The following is an 18,485-nucleotide window of genomic DNA, read 5'->3' on the forward strand; positions in this document are numbered from 1 at the left end:
TAAATGAAAGAACGCACAAATTAATCAGGAGGTCCTCCAAATGGCAAAGAAGACTGTTAAAGATATTGATTTAAAAGATAAAAAAGTCTTAGTACGGGTAGACTTTAATGTTCCCTTAAAAGATGGTGTAATTGGTGATGATACTCGAATTAAAGCGGCATTACCAACCATCCAATATGTTATCGATCAAGGCGGTAAAGCAATTTTGTTCTCCCACTTAGGTCGTGTTAAAACTGAAGAAGACAAAGCTGGCAAATCTTTAGCACCAGTTGCCAAACGCTTAGGTGAATTATTAGGTAAAGACGTTACCTTCGTTCCTGAAACTCGCGGCAAAGAATTAGAAGATGCAATTAACAACATGAAAGACGGCGACGTTTTAGTTTTTGAAAACACACGTTTTGAAGATGTTGATGGCAAAAAAGAAAGCAAAAACGATCCTGAATTAGGCAAATACTGGGCTTCATTAGGCGATGTTTTTGTAAATGACGCCTTCGGTACAGCTCACCGGGCTCACGCTTCAAACGTAGGAATTGCTTCAACAGGTATTCCAACCGTTGCTGGCTTCTTAATGGAAAAAGAAATTAAATTTATCGGTGAAGCTGTTGAAGATCCAAAACGTCCGATGATTGCTATTTTAGGCGGCGCCAAAGTCTCTGACAAAATCGGCGTGATTGAAAACTTAATTCCTAAAGCGGATAAAATTTTAATCGGCGGCGGCATGACGTATACTTTCTACAAGGCTAAAGGCATGGAAATCGGCAACTCTTTAGTTGAAGAAGACAAAGTTGACTTGGCTAAATCTTTAATTGAAAAAGCTGGCGACAAATTAGTTTTACCAGTAGATTCAATCACAGCTGCTGAATTTTCAAATGATGTACCGACTGAAGAGCATGCAGGTGATGTACCAGTTGGCCAAATGGGACTAGATATCGGACCTGAAACAATTGCTTTATTTGCCCAAACTTTAGCGGGTGCGAAAACTGTTGTCTGGAACGGACCAATGGGCGTTTTTGAAATGTCAAACTTTGCCCGTGGTACCATCGGCGTTTGTGAAGCCATCGCAAACTTAGAGGGTGCAACAACCATTATCGGTGGTGGCGATTCTGCTGCAGCGGCTGAACAATTAGGTTTCGCTGACAAATTTACCCACATCTCTACTGGTGGCGGTGCAAGCTTAGAATTATTAGAAGGTAAAGAATTACCTGGCTTAGCTACTATCAACGACAAATAGGCTTGCATTTTAAGAAAAACTCAATAGCTTAATAAAGAAACGGAGCGAAAAACATGCGTAAACCAATTATCGCCGGTAACTGGAAGATGAATAAAACAGCTGCAGAAGCAAAAGCTTTTGCAGAAGCTGTTAAGACTAAAATTCCTGCAAACGACAAAGTCGATACAGTGATTGGCTCACCAGCCTTATTCTTAGAAACTTTGATGAACGTCAGCGCAGGCACTGAATTAAAAATTTCAGCGCAAAACTGCTTCTGGGAAAATGCTGGTGCTTATACTGGTGAAACTTCACCAGCCGCTTTAGCTGACTTAGGTGTGCAATATGTGATTATCGGTCACTCTGAACGTCGGGAATATTTCCACGAAACAGATCAAGATATCAACAAAAAAGCTAAAGCTATTTTTGCTAACAAAATGACACCAATTCTTTGCTGTGGCGAATCTTTAGAAACCTATGAAGCTGGCAAAACAGCTGAATGGATTGAAGGCCAAATCAACGCTGGTTTAGCTGATTTAACTGCGGAACAAGTGAGTAACTTAGTGATTGCTTATGAACCAATCTGGGCAATCGGTACTGGCAAATCTGCCGATGCACAAATCGCTGATGAAATTTGTGGCGTTGTTCGTCAAACAGTAGAAAAATTATACGGTAAAGAAGTTTCTGAAGCTGTCCGCATCCAATACGGCGGTTCAGTGAAACCAGAAAACATTGCCGAATACATGGCCAAAGAAAATGTTGACGGAGCTTTAGTCGGCGGTGCCAGCTTAGAAGCTGATTCATTCCTAGCTTTGTTAGACTTTGTTAAATAAGAATTGCTAAAGCTTTCAATTATTCGCTTTCAAAAACGATTTTTATTTGCAGAAAAGAGAAATATTCTCTACAATAAATAGTGTTCATAAGGGTACGCCCTTTAGATAAAACAAACTCAAAGGAGAGACAAGTTATGTCAATTATTACTGATGTTTACGCACGCGAAGTCTTAGATTCTCGTGGTAACCCAACAATCGAAGTCGAAGTTTACACAGAATCTGGTGCTTTTGGACGGGGAATGGTTCCTTCTGGAGCTTCAACTGGTGAATACGAAGCCGTTGAATTACGTGATGGCGACAAAAACCGTTACGGCGGCAAAGGCGTTACTAAAGCTGTTGACAACGTAAACAACGTGATTGCTGAAGCAATCATCGGCTATGACGTACGCGATCAAATGGCAATTGATAAAGCTATGATCGAATTAGATGGAACTCCTAACAAAGGTAAATTAGGTGCCAACGCAATTCTTGGCGTTTCAATCGCTGTTGCTCGTGCAGCTGCCGATTATTTAGAAGTACCTTTATACCACTACTTAGGCGGATTCAATACTAAAGTATTGCCTACTCCTATGATGAATATCATCAATGGTGGTTCACATGCGGATAACTCAATTGACTTCCAAGAATTTATGATCATGCCAGTTGGCGCTCCTACTTTCAAAGAAGCTTTACGTTATGGTGCAGAAGTATTCCACGCTTTAGCTGGAATCTTAAAATCAAAAGGTTTAGCAACTTCAGTTGGTGACGAAGGTGGCTTCGCTCCTAACCTTGGTTCAAACGAAGAAGGCTTTGAAGTAATTATCGAAGCTATCGAAAAAGCTGGCTATGTTCCTGGTAAAGACATCGTTCTTGCAATGGATGCAGCTGCTTCAGAATTCTACGACAAAGAAAAAGGCGTTTACGTATTAGCTGATTCAGGCGAAGGCGAAAAAACAACTGACGAAATGATTCAATTGTACACTGACTTAGTTGCGAAATATCCAATTATCTCCATTGAAGATGGTTTGGATGAAAACGACTGGGACGGCTTCAAGAAAATGACTGACGCTTTAGGCGATAAAGTTCAATTAGTTGGTGATGACTTGTTCGTAACAAACACAACTAAATTAGCTGAAGGTATCGAAAAAGGTATCGCTAACTCAATCCTAATCAAAGTTAACCAAATCGGTACTTTGACTGAAACTTTTGAAGCAATTGAAATGGCGAAAGAAGCTGGCTACACTGCAGTGGTTTCTCACCGTTCTGGTGAAACAGAAGATTCTACTATCTCTGACATCGCTGTTGCTACAAACGCTGGTCAAATCAAAACAGGTTCATTGTCAAGAACTGACCGGATTGCTAAATACAACCAATTATTACGCATCGAAGACCAATTAGGTGACGTTGCTGAATACAAAGGTTTGAAATCTTTCTACAACTTAAAAAACAAATAATTTTTAATTAACTGTTATTTAAATCCCTGCTGATGAGTCAGCAGGGATTTTTTTATTTGTTTAGAAAAATACTAGTCTTGCCTGCAATCCAAAAAGATGAGCGAACTTAATCAATGTTTTTAGAAAAAAACATACTTAGAGCAGAATTACATAGTGCAATTTAGTTAAATATTTGCTAGTATATTGTTGCTTAGAAGATTCAGAAAAGTGTTATTCTAATTTTTACTTACAAATGAAAGCATTATCTATCTTAGAATAGAATCTTGAAGTCTCTTTTTTAATTTGAATGAACTAATTTTTGACAAACGGAAGCAAAATTTATTACCGGTCAAGAGAACTTAAATGATGCCAGCTGGCAAAATTATTTAGACACCTTATCTTCAATTGGTGTAGAAAAATTTGTTGATGTCCATCAAAGAGCCTACGACCGTTGGAATAACCAATAAAATGGTTAGTTAAAACAAAAAAAACCACGAGCTTTTATCCGCTTTGAAGCAGGATTAAGCCTCGTGGATTTTTGAAAGAAGGGCAATAAATGACAAATTATCAACAGGCCGAGCGGGGCGTCTTATTAGATATGGGACGCAAATTTTGGCCAAAAGCTAAAATTTTAGCACTATTGAAAATGATGGAACAAAATGACTTCAATATGCTGCAGCTGCATTTTTCGGATAATCTTGGTTTTCGCATTGAAAGTAAACAATTTCCGCAAATTGTTTCAGAAGAATATTTGACACAAAAGGAGGTCAAAGAGATTATCGCCGCAGCGACAGAAAAGGGCATTGAGATTGTGCCGGATTTTGACACGCCGGGACATTTGAATCAAGTTTTAAAGGATTTTCCTAATTTGGGTTTAAAGAAAAAAACGACTGCCGGTTTAGAACCAGATATCTGGGCGTTAGATATTACCAATGAAGTCGCGATTGCTTTTGCTTTTACAATTTATCAGGAGTATTTAAGCTTGTTTTCTAAAAGCCGGTACTTTCACATTGGTGCCGATGAATTTATTGATTTTTCCCAGGTGGACCTATATCCTCAGCTGGCTGAGACAGCCAAAGCTCGTTATGGAGAGGAAGCCAGCGGTTTAGAAATTTATGTCGATTATGTTAATCGTCTGGCGGCTTTGATAAAAGAACACGGAAAAACTGCTAGAATTTGGAATGACGGCTTTTATCGATTGGACCGCCACTCTTTGATTGAGCTGACAGATGATGTCGAGGTGACCTATTGGACCCTCTGGCATCAGGGGATGGCACCTTTGGAAACTTGGTTAAAAAAAGGTTATCAGGTGTTGAATTTCAATGATAATTATTTCTATTTTGTTTTTGGTGAGGCTGCAAACTATACTTATCCCACCGCTGAAAAAATCCAAACCAATTGGCAGATTGAGACCTTTGCTTCTGATCAAGTGATTGATGAGAGTGATAAAAAACAAGTCTTAGGAACTTATTTTTCGATTTGGGCAGATATTCCGTCAGCTTTAAGTTGTGATGAGGTATTAGCAAAAGTTGAGCCGATTTTAGCGGCGATGCAGCAAAAATTAAAAGCGGATAGCTAAAGCTTAAATTTCTATCAGTAGCAATCCTAACATGATTTAAGCCCTAAAAATCCTCGCCTCTCCTTTTCCAATCAACAAGAAGTCATAGCACTTAAATTTTCTTTGTCAGAGTCAGCGAACTAAAGAAATACCAGTTAAGCAGCCTAGAAGTAATCGTTTTTGATTTCTTCTAGGCTGCTTTTTAAAATGGATACTAAATTTGCTAACAATCTCAAGAAGTTAGTAGCGAATACTTCTGATTGTTTATGGTAGGATAATCATAACGTTAAAACCTGTAAGAAAGGAATGATCGAGTGAAAGCTATCAAGCAAAGTCTGAAATTCCTTCCGCTAGTCGGAATTATACTTCTATTTGGGCTGGTTTTTTACGGCCTTCATTTAGGAATCTTTAAATCGCCAGCGCTGTTACAAAATTATATCGGGCAATTTGGTGATTGGGGGATTTTACTGTTTATTCTTTTGCAAATTGTGCAGGTAATCATTCCAATTTTACCGGGTGGTATTTCCTCAGTAGCTGGTATGCTGCTTTTTGGAAACCCATGGGGCTTATTATATAGTTATATCGGTTTAGTGATTGGCGAAATTTTAGTTTTTGTGCTGGTGCGCTGCTATGGTCATCCTTTTGTGCGACTGATTTTATCAGATAAGAAATACCAATCCTTTGAAAAACTGACCCATCAGGAAAATAATCGTAGCATCAAAAAACTCTTGATTGTGACCTTATTGATTCCTTTTGCTCCAGATGATTTAGTTTGTTTAGTAGCAGGGATGTCCGCAATTACTTTTAAAGACTATTTGAAGATTATTATTTTATTAAAGCTCTGGTCGATTGCAGTTTATAGCTATTTTTTTGAACATAATTTGTTTACCGCTAAAGCTAAAACCAGAAGATAGCACGTAGTATATAGATGATGACAAACTCGCCATGGAGAAACAAATCAATAATTAATGAAGCGCTAATCAAAATGTGGAGATATCTTCACATTTTTTTATTTTTAGGACCTGAGACTGATTTTTTTTAATACTATGTAAAGTATAGTATTACTTGTAAGGGGTGAGGCGATGGATAGTCAACTAAAGAAAGGCCTCTTAGAATATTGTATTTTGGCCTTTTTAAATAAAAATGATTCTTATGGCTATCAGATTGTCAAAGAAATCAATCCATTATTAACTATTTCAGAATCGACACTGTATCCAATTTTACGAAGATTAGAAGCTGCGGGGAAAGTTGAAATTTATGCTAAAGCCCATAATGGTCGTCAGCGTAAATATTATCGGATTACGCAGGAGGGGCAAGCCAGCGTCAGAAAATTTTTAACTGCTGACTGGCCTCAACTCGAGTTGATTAAAGAGTTTATCGCAGAGCAAAACGTTTAAAAGAACCCTACATGACAGGAGGAAGAAAGATGAATCGAGTAAATTTTATCAAAGCTTTGGCTGAGGAATTAGCTTACCAAGTGCGGCCAAGTGAATTGCATCAAATTATTCAGTACTATGACGAAATAATTGAAGACTTAATGGAGGAAGGCTTCTCCGAAGAACAGGCGGTGGCCAAGTTAGGTTCTCCCCGCAAGCTCGCTTTAGAAGCGACCGGTGAAAAAGAAATTGAAGTCAATTTGCCAATGAAATTTAGCCCACTTGTTATTATTTTATTGATTATTGGGTTTCCACTTTGGGGCAGTTTACTATTTGCCGCTTTGATGTTAGTTTTAAGTTTTTACATTGTGTTATGGTGTGTGCCATTTATTACAGCTATTTTCGGCTTTGCTGGGACCTTTGCCGGCTTTCTCTCAGCTTTAAGCAGCCCTTTGGTGATGATTGGCAGCCTTGGCGTTGGGATGATTCAATTGGGAACAGGCGTCCTATTTTTCGGACTGGGGCTTTTGAGTTTGGTAGCGACCTATCTGATGAGCGGTTTCTTCTTAAGAGTTACCCGTAAAACATTCATTGTTTTGAAAAACATTTTATTTAAAAGAACAACAAAGGTGGTGCGGGTATGAGAGTCAATAAAAGAAGTTTAATTCAATTTAGTTTTGCAGCAATTGCCATGGGCGTTGCTATTAGTATAGCGGGTTGGACCTTAAATGGTTTTTCTTGGAACACTGAGGATAATTTTGAAAGCCCGTGGTATCAAACGATTCATATTAATCAAGATGAAGGCTTTGGCTTTTTTGTAACCAATGATGCCACAGTGAGTATTTCAGACGACGAGTAGAGCTTTCGTTAAAAGACAAGCTACATTTTACCACCTGAACTTTTTTGACAATCTCCACCGTGTCAAAAAGAAGTTCAGGTGTTTTTTTTCTGTCGGGAAAAAATTTTTTTATAAGAAATTCTTTTTTATCGAGAAGGAAAAGAACTTAACGGCTTTTTTTTCAAAGAGAAGTGCTAAAATGGATGTCAAGGACGCAAGTTTTATTCTTTCAATTTTTGTCTGGGACTACTTGCCAAAAATCACAATAGTTTTGTTTAAGAAACTGAGATGGGAGCTAGAGGATGTCATTATTTACAGAAACTCTTACAAAGGCGCAACAATTTATGCTGATTCAAGCCTACGCGGATAAAATTTTAACGGAAACAGAGCTGATGAGCTTCATTTTAATGGAAGCTAAAACTGGGCAGCCGATTATGATTACCGAGACGGATACCTATCAGGTGACGCCGGATTTGGATTTTGATAATTTTTCAGCTGTAAAAACTGCCAATAGTCAATGGCAGCTTTTGGCAATCAAAGCTGTTGCCGACACTTTTGAAGTTACAATCAAAAGCGAAACAGATGAAATTGTCTTTAGTTTTTCAAGCTTAGCTGATGCTCAAGGCTTTGGGCAGGATTTAAAAGCAATTTACAAGGCAGCGGCCGATTATGTGGATTAAAATTTCTCTGGCCATTTTAGTGATTCTGCTGATTGCGCTATTTGTTTTAGTCCATGTGATTGCTAAAAAATTAGTACAGATTGCCTTAATCAGAGAAAACACTTGGTATCAAGGGATTGGTCACCGACAAATGAATCAGGATGCCTTTACTAAAGCTGAATCGTTAACTGAAGAGGAACATTTAGAAAAACGCTTAGGTGATAGCTTTTGGGAAAGCGGCAAAAAGATTTCTGTGAAAAGTCGTGATGGCTTAACCTTAGTCGGCAAAGCCTTTAATGAAAATCCTAATCGCTGGGTGATTGCTGTTCATGGCTATCGGGCCACCGGCAAAAGGGACATGGCCTATGTGGCTTCTCGTTACGCCAAAGAAGGATACAGTGTCTTAGTTCCAGATCTACGGGCCCACGGAGAAAGTGAAGGCCATTATATTGGCATGGGCTGGCTAGATCGTTTAGATTTATTGCAATGGATTGCCTGGATTACCGAAAAATTTCCCAACAGCAAAATTATTTTACACGGCGGCTCAATGGGGGCCAGTACAATTTTGATGGCCAGTGGCGAACGACTGCCGGAAAATGTTGAGCTACTGATTGCTGACAGTGGTTACGCTTCAGTCTACCAAGAATTTCGACATGTGCTACAAGAAAATTTACGGCTGCCCCAAAGATTTCTTTTGCCTTCAGCCAATCGAATTGCCAAAAAGATGGCTGGCTATTCGTTGATTCAAGCCTCCGCCGTGAAACAATTAGGCAGCAATCATCTGCCTTTACTCGTCATTCACGGAGAAGCCGATAAATTTGTGCCGATTGAAGCGGCTGGTGAAATAATTCGTGCCAGTGCTGGTCCAAGTCAATTTTTAGCCATCCCTGAGGCCAGTCATTTAACTGGTATGACGGTGGAGCCAACAAAATATTGGCAGACTATTTTTACCTTTATCAAGAATTATCAGAAATAGAAAAATAACCATTTTTTTGTGAGAGTAAAACGCAAATAAGACTAATTATTTTCTAGAAACACATATTATTTGCTTGATTCTCCAGAAGTTGCTAAAATAACACTAAGTTGTTTAATTGTGATGTACCTAACTTGTTACTTTTGGACAATTTTCTGATTCAGCGAATAGTTCTTGGCTTAGCGCTCCATAAAGCGCAGCTTACTGAAGAGGACTGTCTGCCAGAACAGATCAACTTGAAGGAGTGGAGTCAATGGACGGAAGCAAATTGAATGACAAGCCAGTTACAGAAACAGAATTATTGGCACAAGGCTATCGCAAGTATAGCGGCGAAGGTATCGACATTTTTTATAACAAGGATGTTTGTGCCCACATCGGCAACTGTGTGCGGGGCAATGGCGAGGTTTTTGAAGTTGGACGCCGGCCGTGGATTATTGCTGATAATGGCAGCGTTGAAAATGATATTGAAGTTATTAATACTTGTCCCAGCGGTGCTTTAAAATACATTCGAAAGGAAGTTAAATAAAATGGAAATCAAAGAAGAAAAAAATCGTTTTGCTCTTTACAATGACAACAATGAAGAAATCGGGGAAATGACTTGGTCAGATGCTGGCGAAGACATTATGATTATCGACCATACCTTCGTTGACCCAACTTACCGTGGTCAAAAATTAGCTGAAAAATTAGTTTTAAATGGCGTTGAAAAAGCTCGCCGTGACAATAAAAAAATTATTCCTCTATGCCCATTTGCTAAAAAAGAATTTGATACTAAACCTGAATACGCAGATGTCCGTAAATAAGTAAATCAAATAGTAATTTGCGCCAGCAACTTGTAAAGTTGCTGTTTTTTTTTGTCGTTTTCTCTCAGAAATATTCCTGCAAAATATCAAATGTTAGAATAAGCCCTCAGTCATAATACTTTCACAAGTAAAAGTATTCGAATTTTTAAAAATATCCTGCTATTTCCTTGCTTTAATGCTACTGAATTAAAAATTTTTATCTAAAAGCCTTAGTTTCAGAAATTCTCAGATTTGAAGTTTTGGAACAAAAGGTTAAAAAGAGGAGTTCTAAAATTCCTAAAACTAACATGAGCTTGTCATGGAAAATTTGATTTTTTGAAAGCTTCTAACCTGCAATAAAATGAATATTTATGACTTTTAAAGCTGGTTGAGGAATATAACATGCATTCTATCAGAGATAAAAATTTTTTTGTTTTGAAAAGAAAAAATTTTCTGAAAATAATTGACAAGGGTTGATTTCCATGATAATTTTAAAAAAATGAAATGGAGGTTAGAATAAAATGAGTAATGCATTTGATATAAAAGAGAAAAATCTTTTTGAAACTACAACAGCACTACAAGATGAACTTTCAGATATGCGACGCCAATTGCATAAAAATCCAGAAATTGGTTTAGAACTACCACAAACCGTTGCCTACGTAAAAAATAAATTAGCCGATTTAGGGATTGAAGCCGAAGAAGTCGGTGGTGGCCTTGTTGTGACGATTGGTAGTGGCGAAAAATGCTTTTTAATCCGTGGCGATATGGATGCTCTACCGATTCAAGAGGAGAGCGGAGTAGACTTTAGTTCAACAAATGAAAATATGCACGCCTGTGGGCATGATTTTCATACGACGATGCTTTTTGGAGCGGCTAAATTATTGAAGGCTAATGAAGATAAGCTGCAAGGACAGGTCAAATTAATGTTTCAACCCGGGGAAGAAATACTCGCCGGCGCCAAAGCCATGGTAGAGGCTGGCGTTTTAGAAAATCCGACTGTCGATGCTGGCATGATGATTCATGTTTTTCCTGGCTTTCCAATTAAAAGCGGCACCGTTTTAGTTCCTTCGGCTGGTCCCTTTGCTTCAACTTCTGATTGGTTTGAAATTAAAATCCAAGGTCGTGGCGGACATGCCGCTACCCCTGAGGTAACAGTTAATCCTCTAACCATCATGAGTCACATTCATCTGGCTTTGCATAATTTGGAGGCAAGAGAAATTTCAATGTATGACAGTGCAGTGATTTCAACGACCATCATGAACGGTGGTGTTGTGGACAATGCGATTCCGGACACTGCTTATATGAAAGGCTCGATTCGGACCTTTGATCCAGCAGTGCGGGAATATATTTTTAAACGGATTCCTGAGATTGCCGAAGGTGTCGCCCAGACTTTTGGCGGCTCAGTCGAAGCAAAAATAATTATCGGCTGTCCAACTGTCGAAGTCGACCACGAAGTAACAGAAAGCCTGCGGACTATTTTAGAAGCAGAATTTCCTGGTGAGATTGCCAATCCGCTCGAAGTAGGACTGAATAAGCTAGGGGGCTCTGAAGATTTTTCTTACGTCACGCAAGAAGTGCCGTCTTCGATGTTAATTTTAGCAGCCGGTCATAGTGATGAAGGCTATCTGCATTCTGTTCATCATCCAAAAGTTTTATTTGATGAAGCTGTCTTGTCTAAAGGTGCTGCGGTTTATGCAGTATCAGCAATGGAGTGGCTGGCTCAAAATAGTAAATAGTAAAAACGAAAAATTTACGTCAGGAGTGTTGAGAAATGGAATTTTTAACAATAGCAAATGGATTGCCGATGTTGATTTTATGTGGCGCAATCGTAGTAGTGGTGTTATGTCAACCGGTTATTATGAGTTTGATGGCTCGCCGCCGGGCTTTAGCAATTGGTTTAACAGATAGCGATATGAAAAAAGTGGTCAAGAGTACGGCTTTATTTTCAATTATTCCTTCAATTCCCGTCTTAGCCAGCTATCTACTGTTGATTCCCGCATTAGGTGATTATTTTCCCTGGATGCGTTTGAGTGTTGTAGGATCAGTCAGTTATGAAACAACGGTAGCAACAATGGCGGCCAACGCCTTTGGTTATGATAATATTTATAATACTGATTTTCCAGTAGGAATCTTTTTTGCTATTTTACTAATTTTGACATTGGGAATTTTAGGTGGGAATATTTTCAATCTAATTTTCCTGAAAAGTTATGACAATGGTGTCAAAAAATTAATGAACCGCAACGCAATGATGATCCCTATGATAACTAGCGGAATCTTCGTCGCCTTATACGCTGTTTTTTCAGCACCAACTTTGACCAACTTTGGCAATCCAGTAGCAATCTTAACCTTCGTCGTTGCTGGTGGAGCAGCCTTGTTAGTTCAAAAAATTGCCAAGAGCCATCCTAAGCTGAAGGAACACTCTTTTTCAATCAGCTTGATTGCTGGGATGGTCGCTGCCTGTGCCTTTAATCCGTTTTTTAGCTAGGAGGAATCAAGGTGGAAGAAACTAAAAAATTTAATAATCAAATTCACCGGGCTGGCCGGATTACTGTTTTTATCGTTCTTGTCTGTTTTATTAGTTTGCCGATTATTTTATCGACAATTTATGGGACAAGTCTAAATATTGGTGAGGTGTTGCAAAATGCATTGCCAATCATGCTGATGTTCACGGTAGTGGGGCTAAGCGAAAACTTAGCTTACACTCCTTTAATTGGACCCGGTGCTTTGTATATTGCTTGTGTTACCGGCGATTTATCAAATATGAAGGTGCCAGCATCGAAAAATGCCATGGAATTATTAAATGCCACAGCAGGAACAGAAAAAGGCAATTTGATTTCAATTTTGGCAGTTTCCACCTGTACAGTGGTGACAACCGGTCTGGCATTTTTGGGCATGCTGTTTTTAGCACCAATTATTGAACCCATCTACAACAATGTTTATATCAACCCAGCATTTGCCAATCTCTTACCAGCAATCTTTGGTGCATTAATTGTGCCGACACTTTTTAGCAATTTAAAAATTAATTTGCCGATTTTTATTTTGCCAATTATTATTATGCTAGCATTTGGTTCAGAATTTTTCAGTAGTAACCAAGGGTATATTTTACTGTTTTGTGCGGTAATTGGTGCTGGTTTTAGCTACTTTGCTGGGAAGTCCGGTCAAGTTGATTTAGATGCAATCGCCGAAGCAGAAAAAAATATGTCGGCTGATTAAAAAAGTTCAGGAATTTTATTAGTTGTTATAGTTGTTATCGTTTGCAATTTTTTTGAAAGCTGGTAATTTAAATAAGTTTATGCTAAAGTATACTAGATGAATTCTGAGAGAAGGAGGCTAGTCACTTGAGTCTGTATAATTTTATTTTAGGGGTCGTCTTGGTGCTATCGGTGATTATTATTATCACAGTTATGATGCAGCCAAGTAAACAAAATAGTGCAGCTAGTGCTTTTACTGGCGGTGCGGATCAACTTTTCGGTAAACAAAAAGCTCGAGGCTTTGAAGCTGTCATGCAGCGGACAACGGCTGTTTTAGGAGCAATCTGGTTGATTTTACTTTTTGTTTTAGTGTACTTATCTTCCAATTAAAGTAAACTTTTTTCTGAGGATTCAGTAGTCTAGGCTGCTGGTCCTTTTTTTTCGCTTGAAAGCTAGCGTTTTCTGCCTGATTTTTGCTGAAGTATGATAGAATGTTTGTTTGAAAGGTGGCAATTTATCTTATGAAATTAGGCTTACCCAAACCACTATTTAGCCCAAAAGGTTCCCGGGCGGTAATTTTATTACATGCATACTCAGGCAGCTCAAATGACGTTCGGATGCTGAGCCGCTTTTTAGAAAATGCCGACTATACGGTTTATTCGCCAATTTTTTCTGGTCATGCTACATTGGACCCATTGGATATTTTAAATCAATCCGTAGCTACTTGGGAAGAAGATACCCGTAAAGCTCTTGAATTTTTGAAAAGTAAAGGTTACCAAGAGATTGCCATTTTTGGACTGTCAATGGGAGGCGTCTTTGCCACCAGAGCGCTAGAATGGTCTGATGAGAGCATTGTCGGGGGCGGATTTTTCTGTTCACCAATCTTCCCAGTCAAGACCACGATACCGGAAAATTTTTTAGTGTACGCAGAAAATGTTTTACGACGGGCTGGACTATCGAGCTCAGAAAGAAATCAAAAATTAACTGAATATCAACCTCTAATTAGTCAACAGCTGCAAGCCATCGAAGAAATGTCGCAGGTAGCAGCTAGTGAACTGGACAAAATTCAACAGCCGCTTTTTATGGCTCAAGCAGGTCAAGATGAAATGATTGATGCCACTGGCGTGTTTAAAACGGCGGCAGCCTTGACGGATAAACGCTATGAACTTCAGTGGTATCCAGAGAGTGGACATGTGATTACCGTTGGCCCAGATCGGCGAAAATTAGAAGTGGATGTTTTAAACTTTATTAATAAATTAAGTTGGAAAGAGGAATAAATGACAATTAAGGAAAGAATTATCGGCTACATGGAAGAGCAAAAGAAAAGCAGCTTTTCCATGGAGCAATTAGCTGAAGGCTTACAGCTGCAAAAAAGCCAAGATTACAAACTTTTAGTGCAAACAATCGCTTCTATGGAACGAGAAGGCACAATTGAGTTTACAAAAAAAGGAAAATTACGCTTACCGATTGCGCCTATTTTAATAGAAGGAACTTTTCGCAGAAATGAACGAGGCTTCGGTTTCGTAACGATTGATCCAGAAGAGGATGATGTTTATATCTCAAAGGAAAGCACCGGCTATGCAATGGATGGCGATACAGTGGCCATTGATATTATCAAAACCGCCAATCAATTAGAAGGGCGGGGAGCTGAAGGAAAAGTCGTTGAAATTCGGCAGCGGGCAGCGCAACAACTTGTCGGCGAGTTTGTTGCCTACAACCAAAATGAAATTGACGAGACAGATTTATACGGCGTGGTCCTGCCCAAAGATAAAAAAATGCAGGGTTTTAAAGTCTATATTGCTGCTGAAGGAATTCAGCCGGCTGATGGCAGCATTGTGATTGTTGAAATCAGTCATTTCCCAGAAAAAGGCTATGCCAGCAGTTTGGAGGGCGTTGTAAAATCAGTTGTTGGTCATAAAAATGATCCGGGGATGGATATTATGGCCATCATCGTTGCCAACGGGATACCGACAAAATTTCCCGATGAGGTGTTAGCTGAAGCAGATGCCGTGCCTAATCAAATTAGTGAGACAGATTTAGTTGGTCGCAGAGATTTGCGGGAGCAAACGATTGTCACGATTGACGGAGCTGACGCCAAAGATTTAGATGATGCCGTAACTGTGAAAAAGTTAGCTAACGGCAATTTCTTTTTGGGTGTGCATATCGCAGATGTTTCTTATTATGTGACGGAAGGCAGTCAGCTAAATGCGGAAGCCTTTGAACGAGGCACCAGTGTGTATTTAACCGACCGAGTGATTCCGATGATTCCTCAGCGGTTATCCAACGGCATTTGTTCTTTGAATCCTCAAGTGCCACGGCTGACTTTAAGCTGCGAAATGGAAATTAATCAGGAAGGACAGGTTGTTCATCACAAAATTTTCCAAAGCGTGATTCAGACTACTGCCCGCATGACGTATGCGGCGGTCAATGAAATTTTAGAAGAACAAAATCCTGAAACGATGACAGAATATCAAGCCTTGGTGCCGATGTTTCAAGAAATGGCAGAGCTGCATCAGCTTTTAGAAGCGATGCGCGTCAAGCGCGGGGCGATTGCCTTTGATGATAATGAAGCCAAAGTTTTAGTGGATGAAAATGGTCGTCCGTTGGATATCGTGTTGCGTTCTCGGGGCGTTGGCGAACGGCTGATTGAATCTTTCATGCTGGCGGCTAATGAAACAGTGGCGCAGCATTTTGCCAGCCTTAAGCTGCCATTTATTTATCGGGTGCACGAACAGCCCAAGGAAGAAAAAATGCAACGTTTCTTTGAGTTTGCTTCGGCCTTTGGCATTTTAGTTAAAGGTAATAAAGAAGATATTACTCCGAAGGCTTTGCAAAAGGTAATTGATGAGGTCGCCGAAAAACCGGAAGCGGCAGTTATCAATATGATGCTCTTAAGAAGTATGCAACAAGCCCGTTATTCAGAAGATAATTTAGGTCATTACGGGTTAGCAGCGACATATTATACACATTTTACATCGCCAATTCGCCGTTATCCTGATTTAATCGTCCATCGTTTGATTCGTGTTTACAGTCAAGCTACTGATGAAGCGACACAAGCTAAGTGGGCAGAAATGCTACCGGAAATTGCTAATCAGTCTTCTAAAATGGAACGGCGATCAGTCGACACTGAGCGGGAAGTTGACGCTTTGAAGAAGGCCGAATTTATGGCGGAACACGTTGGTGAAGAATTTGATGGAGTTATCAGCTCGGTCACTAAGTTTGGTCTGTTTGTTGAACTGCCTAATACCATCGAAGGCTTGATTCATATCAACGCTTTAAAAGATGATTACTATGTCTTTATTGAAAATCATTTGGCCTTAGTCGGTGAGCGCACTCGCCAGACCTTTAAGATTGGTCAACTGGTGAAAATCAAAGTCACCAAGTCAGATCCTGAGACTCGGGAAATTGATTTTGAATTGGTCTCAGCTGAAGAAGTCGAGGCTGTTGCCATTCCTAAAGGCGGTCAAAATCGCCGGCAGCGGCGCCAAGATGATCGGCGGGAAAAATCAGGTTCAAAGCAACGGAATAAAAAGAATAAAGGTAAAAATGCCAAAGGGTCAGCTGGCAAAAATCAGCAGGGCAAGAAAAATGACCCTAAGGGCGGCAAAGGCAAGAAGGGGAAAAAATCTCCCTTCTATTCCAAAGTTGCAAAAGGGAAGAAAAAAAAGAACTAAGGCTGTCAGAGTCGCTAAAAAAATCGAATTTATCTATTTTTTTTTAGGAAAGCTCTCTTTTTAGAGAAGAGCTTTCCGCTGAGAAGCGGCCAAAATAAAAAGAGACTAGCTGTTTTATAGGTTTTTTTTGTTAGTTAAATGACAATGTATAATTTTGAAATCAATAAGTTAAAAAAGCAAGGATGTGAAATGAAATGCCAAAAGGAGAAGGCAAGCTGATTGCCCAGAATAAAAAAGCAAGACATGACTATAGTATTATTGATACGATAGAAGCAGGGATTGTCCTGCAGGGGACGGAGATTAAATCCATCCGCAACGGTCGGATTAATTTAAAAGATGGCTTTGCCCGCGTACGCAATGGGGAAGTCTATCTGTTGAATGTCCACATAAGCCCTTATGAACATGGAAATATTTTTAATCATGATCCCTTAAGAACCAGAAAGCTTTTGATGCACCGTAAACAAATCGACCGTTTAATCGGGGAAACCAAAAATACTGGGGTAACCTTGGTCCCGTTAAAAGTTTATTTAAAAAATGGCTTTGCAAAAGTTTTGATTGGGATTGCCAAGGGTAAAAAACAATATGATAAACGGGAAGATTTGAAGCGAAAAGATATCAATCGTGAAATTAGCCGCACATTGAAAAATTACGGTCGTTAAGCTTTGTTGCTGTGAATATTCTTTTTCGCATATTTTTTAGAAAATGCTTAACCTTTTTTCAAAAATTTGCTAGCATACAGTTATCTTGGAATGTTTTCTAACATTTTCACAAGCTGTTTTCATAGGCTTTCTCAGCATTTTTTTGACACTTGGAGACAACTGTAAAAAAACTGTCTTTTTTCATGAAAATCTTTTGAAATTTATTTTTGACAGTGGTATTATAGCCAGTGGTTATCAAGTGGTGAGAAAAAATTAAATAAGCTTGATTAACAACGACTTCTTGCTTTATAGAAGCCTTAAGAGGGAAAGAGGTGAAATGAGTTGGAAGAAAAATCACTAACCTTTAAATTTATGGGAATTTGGTTTGATGGTACGGTCACCTTAATGGTTCTTTTGACCTGTGCAATTGTCTTTTTCACGGTTTTCTTTTTCACTAGAAAGCTGGAACTGAAACCAAAGGGCAAGCAAAATGCTATCGAGTGGGTGATTGACTTTGTCCGCAATATTATTTCCGATAATATGCCCAGCAAAGAAATCACAAACCTACATTTATTAGCCTTCACTTTTTTCATGTTTGTCTTTGTGGCAAATATTATCGGGCTGATGACCAAAATTGTCTTACCAGGCGATATCTCTGTTTGGAAGAGTCCCACGGCAGATCCTTATGTAACATTGACCTTAGCACTTATAGTTATTGTACTATCGAATTTCTTAGGGACTGAACGTTTTGGATTTAAAGGTTATATTAAAAACAGTTATTTTAAACCAGTTGCTTTTCTTTTTCCGGTGAAAATCCTGGAGGAATTTACCAATGTCATCACATTGGGCTTGCGGCTTTACGGAAATATCTACGCTGGTGAAGTACTGTTGACCCTAATTGCGAAGATGTTTCTCAGTCTTGGCTGGTTAAGTCTTCCTTTAGCAGTACCGCTGGAAATGATTTGGATCGCCTTTTCAATCTTTATCGGTGCGATTCAAGCCTATGTCTTTGTCACTTTAGCAATGGTTTATATTAGTCATAAGATTGAAGCAGAAGAGTAAAAAATAAACAGAGAATTCAGGAGGAACAAAAAATGGATGGATTAAATTATATCGCAGCAGCAATTGCAATCGTAGGTGCCGCAATCGGTGCCGGTTATGGTAATGGACAAGTTATCTCTAAAACAATCGAATCAATGGCACGCCAACCAGAAATGGCCGGCCAATTGCGTTCAACAATGTTTATCGGTGTAGGTCTAGTCGAAGCGGTGCCAATTTTAGGTGTCGTTATTGCCTTAATTCTAGTTTTCGCCGTTTAATTGCAGAACTTTGAAGAAAGGCAGCTGT

21 protein-coding genes are annotated in these 18,485 nt (G+C 39.1%); all 21 read left to right on the top strand.

Annotated elements, in window-relative coordinates; all coding sequences use genetic code 11:
* Nucleotides 1-40 precede the first annotated feature (40 nt).
* The 21 genes from ORH16_RS11720 (at nucleotide 41) to atpE (ending at nucleotide 18,457) form a co-directional block, all read left to right on the top strand.
* Nucleotides 41-1,231 carry a phosphoglycerate kinase gene (locus ORH16_RS11720; RefSeq protein WP_265459024.1) on the top strand — a complete coding sequence of 397 codons (1,191 nt, stop codon included), beginning with the start codon at nucleotides 41-43 and terminating at the stop codon, nucleotides 1,229-1,231.
* A 53-nt stretch (nucleotides 1,232-1,284) separates the two neighbouring features.
* A complete protein-coding gene (gene tpiA, locus ORH16_RS11725) occupies nucleotides 1,285-2,040 on the top strand; it encodes a triose-phosphate isomerase (protein ID WP_265459025.1) in 756 nt (251 codons plus the stop codon).
* 134 nt (nucleotides 2,041-2,174) lie between these two features.
* On the top strand, nucleotides 2,175-3,473 hold the full coding sequence (eno, locus tag ORH16_RS11730; RefSeq protein WP_265459026.1) for a phosphopyruvate hydratase: 1,299 nt from the start codon (nucleotides 2,175-2,177) through the stop codon (nucleotides 3,471-3,473).
* 535 nt (nucleotides 3,474-4,008) lie between these two features.
* Entirely contained in the window at nucleotides 4,009-5,031 is a 1,023-nt protein-coding gene (locus tag ORH16_RS11735) for a family 20 glycosylhydrolase (protein WP_265459027.1), read from the top strand.
* A 293-nt stretch (nucleotides 5,032-5,324) separates the two neighbouring features.
* On the top strand, nucleotides 5,325-5,924 hold the full coding sequence (locus ORH16_RS11740) for a TVP38/TMEM64 family protein (RefSeq protein WP_265459028.1): 600 nt from the start codon (nucleotides 5,325-5,327) through the stop codon (nucleotides 5,922-5,924).
* Nucleotides 5,925-6,092: 168 nt separating this feature from the next.
* A complete protein-coding gene (locus tag ORH16_RS11745) occupies nucleotides 6,093-6,407 on the top strand; it encodes a PadR family transcriptional regulator (RefSeq protein WP_265459029.1) in 315 nt (104 codons plus the stop codon).
* Nucleotides 6,408-6,436: 29 nt separating this feature from the next.
* Nucleotides 6,437-7,030, top strand: coding sequence for a DUF1700 domain-containing protein (locus ORH16_RS11750; RefSeq protein ID WP_265459030.1), 594 nt, complete (start codon nucleotides 6,437-6,439; stop codon nucleotides 7,028-7,030).
* On the top strand, nucleotides 7,027-7,245 hold the full coding sequence (locus ORH16_RS11755) for a hypothetical protein (RefSeq protein ID WP_265459031.1): 219 nt from the start codon (nucleotides 7,027-7,029) through the stop codon (nucleotides 7,243-7,245). The genes ORH16_RS11750 and ORH16_RS11755 overlap by 4 nt, the downstream gene beginning before the upstream one ends.
* A gap of 281 nt (nucleotides 7,246-7,526) precedes the next feature.
* Nucleotides 7,527-7,904 (top strand): hypothetical protein, encoded by a 378-nt coding sequence (locus ORH16_RS11760; protein ID WP_265459032.1) that lies wholly within the window; start codon nucleotides 7,527-7,529, stop codon nucleotides 7,902-7,904.
* A complete protein-coding gene (locus ORH16_RS11765; protein WP_265459033.1) occupies nucleotides 7,894-8,859 on the top strand; it encodes an alpha/beta hydrolase in 966 nt (321 codons plus the stop codon). The genes ORH16_RS11760 and ORH16_RS11765 overlap by 11 nt, the downstream gene beginning before the upstream one ends.
* Nucleotides 8,860-9,109: 250 nt before the next feature.
* Complete coding sequence (locus ORH16_RS11770; RefSeq protein ID WP_265459034.1) at nucleotides 9,110-9,382, top strand: (4Fe-4S)-binding protein; 273 nt, start codon at nucleotides 9,110-9,112, stop codon at nucleotides 9,380-9,382.
* Between the two features lies 1 nt (nucleotide 9,383).
* On the top strand, nucleotides 9,384-9,656 hold the full coding sequence (locus ORH16_RS11775; RefSeq protein ID WP_265459035.1) for a GNAT family N-acetyltransferase: 273 nt from the start codon (nucleotides 9,384-9,386) through the stop codon (nucleotides 9,654-9,656).
* A 500-nt stretch (nucleotides 9,657-10,156) separates the two neighbouring features.
* Nucleotides 10,157-11,371, top strand: a complete 1,215-nt coding sequence (locus ORH16_RS11780) for a M20 metallopeptidase family protein (protein WP_265459036.1) — start codon at nucleotides 10,157-10,159, stop codon at nucleotides 11,369-11,371.
* Between the two features lie 35 nt (nucleotides 11,372-11,406).
* Nucleotides 11,407-12,120, top strand: a complete 714-nt coding sequence (locus ORH16_RS11785; RefSeq protein ID WP_265459037.1) for a DUF5058 family protein — start codon at nucleotides 11,407-11,409, stop codon at nucleotides 12,118-12,120.
* 11 nt (nucleotides 12,121-12,131) lie between these two features.
* Nucleotides 12,132-12,848, top strand: coding sequence for a hypothetical protein (locus tag ORH16_RS11790; RefSeq protein WP_265459038.1), 717 nt, complete (start codon nucleotides 12,132-12,134; stop codon nucleotides 12,846-12,848).
* A 131-nt stretch (nucleotides 12,849-12,979) separates the two neighbouring features.
* On the top strand, nucleotides 12,980-13,216 hold the full coding sequence (gene secG, locus ORH16_RS11795) for a preprotein translocase subunit SecG (RefSeq protein WP_265459232.1): 237 nt from the start codon (nucleotides 12,980-12,982) through the stop codon (nucleotides 13,214-13,216).
* 131 nt (nucleotides 13,217-13,347) lie between these two features.
* Nucleotides 13,348-14,103, top strand: a complete 756-nt coding sequence (locus ORH16_RS11800; RefSeq protein WP_265459039.1) for an alpha/beta hydrolase — start codon at nucleotides 13,348-13,350, stop codon at nucleotides 14,101-14,103.
* On the top strand, nucleotides 14,104-16,500 hold the full coding sequence (gene rnr, locus ORH16_RS11805; protein WP_265459040.1) for a ribonuclease R: 2,397 nt from the start codon (nucleotides 14,104-14,106) through the stop codon (nucleotides 16,498-16,500).
* Between the two features lie 194 nt (nucleotides 16,501-16,694).
* Complete coding sequence (gene smpB, locus ORH16_RS11810; RefSeq protein WP_265459041.1) at nucleotides 16,695-17,159, top strand: SsrA-binding protein SmpB; 465 nt, start codon at nucleotides 16,695-16,697, stop codon at nucleotides 17,157-17,159.
* 321 nt (nucleotides 17,160-17,480) lie between these two features.
* The gene (gene atpB / locus ORH16_RS11815) at nucleotides 17,481-18,200 is read left to right on the top strand and encodes a F0F1 ATP synthase subunit A (protein WP_265459042.1); all 720 of its coding nucleotides are present in this window, start codon (nucleotides 17,481-17,483) and stop codon (nucleotides 18,198-18,200) included.
* 32 nt (nucleotides 18,201-18,232) lie between these two features.
* A complete protein-coding gene (gene atpE, locus ORH16_RS11820; protein WP_265459043.1) occupies nucleotides 18,233-18,457 on the top strand; it encodes an ATP synthase F0 subunit C in 225 nt (74 codons plus the stop codon).
* Nucleotides 18,458-18,485 lie beyond the last annotated feature (28 nt).

It is taken from the genome of Enterococcus sp. HY326, from assembly GCF_026157065.1.
Lineage (GTDB): Bacteria > Bacillota > Bacilli > Lactobacillales > Enterococcaceae > HY326.

Excerpts from the sequence above, each read along its gene's own strand:
- ORH16_RS11720 (WP_265459024.1), top strand. The coding sequence starts at position 41 with ATGGCAAAGAAGACTGTTAAAGATATTGATTTAAAAGATAAAAAAGTC.
- tpiA (WP_265459025.1), top strand. The coding sequence starts at position 1,285 with ATGCGTAAACCAATTATCGCCGGTAACTGGAAGATGAATAAAACAGCT.
- eno (WP_265459026.1), top strand. The coding sequence starts at position 2,175 with ATGTCAATTATTACTGATGTTTACGCACGCGAAGTCTTAGATTCTCGT.
- ORH16_RS11735 (WP_265459027.1), top strand. The coding sequence starts at position 4,009 with ATGACAAATTATCAACAGGCCGAGCGGGGCGTCTTATTAGATATGGGA.
- ORH16_RS11745 (WP_265459029.1), top strand. The coding sequence starts at position 6,093 with ATGGATAGTCAACTAAAGAAAGGCCTCTTAGAATATTGTATTTTGGCC.
- ORH16_RS11750 (WP_265459030.1), top strand. The coding sequence starts at position 6,437 with ATGAATCGAGTAAATTTTATCAAAGCTTTGGCTGAGGAATTAGCTTAC.
- ORH16_RS11755 (WP_265459031.1), top strand. The coding sequence starts at position 7,027 with ATGAGAGTCAATAAAAGAAGTTTAATTCAATTTAGTTTTGCAGCAATT.
- ORH16_RS11760 (WP_265459032.1), top strand. The coding sequence starts at position 7,527 with ATGTCATTATTTACAGAAACTCTTACAAAGGCGCAACAATTTATGCTG.
- ORH16_RS11765 (WP_265459033.1), top strand. The coding sequence starts at position 7,894 with ATGTGGATTAAAATTTCTCTGGCCATTTTAGTGATTCTGCTGATTGCG.
- ORH16_RS11770 (WP_265459034.1), top strand. The coding sequence starts at position 9,110 with ATGGACGGAAGCAAATTGAATGACAAGCCAGTTACAGAAACAGAATTA.
- ORH16_RS11775 (WP_265459035.1), top strand. The coding sequence starts at position 9,384 with ATGGAAATCAAAGAAGAAAAAAATCGTTTTGCTCTTTACAATGACAAC.
- ORH16_RS11780 (WP_265459036.1), top strand. The coding sequence starts at position 10,157 with ATGAGTAATGCATTTGATATAAAAGAGAAAAATCTTTTTGAAACTACA.
- ORH16_RS11785 (WP_265459037.1), top strand. The coding sequence starts at position 11,407 with ATGGAATTTTTAACAATAGCAAATGGATTGCCGATGTTGATTTTATGT.
- ORH16_RS11800 (WP_265459039.1), top strand. The coding sequence starts at position 13,348 with ATGAAATTAGGCTTACCCAAACCACTATTTAGCCCAAAAGGTTCCCGG.
- rnr (WP_265459040.1), top strand. The coding sequence starts at position 14,104 with ATGACAATTAAGGAAAGAATTATCGGCTACATGGAAGAGCAAAAGAAA.
- smpB (WP_265459041.1), top strand. The coding sequence starts at position 16,695 with ATGCCAAAAGGAGAAGGCAAGCTGATTGCCCAGAATAAAAAAGCAAGA.
- atpE (WP_265459043.1), top strand. The coding sequence starts at position 18,233 with ATGGATGGATTAAATTATATCGCAGCAGCAATTGCAATCGTAGGTGCC.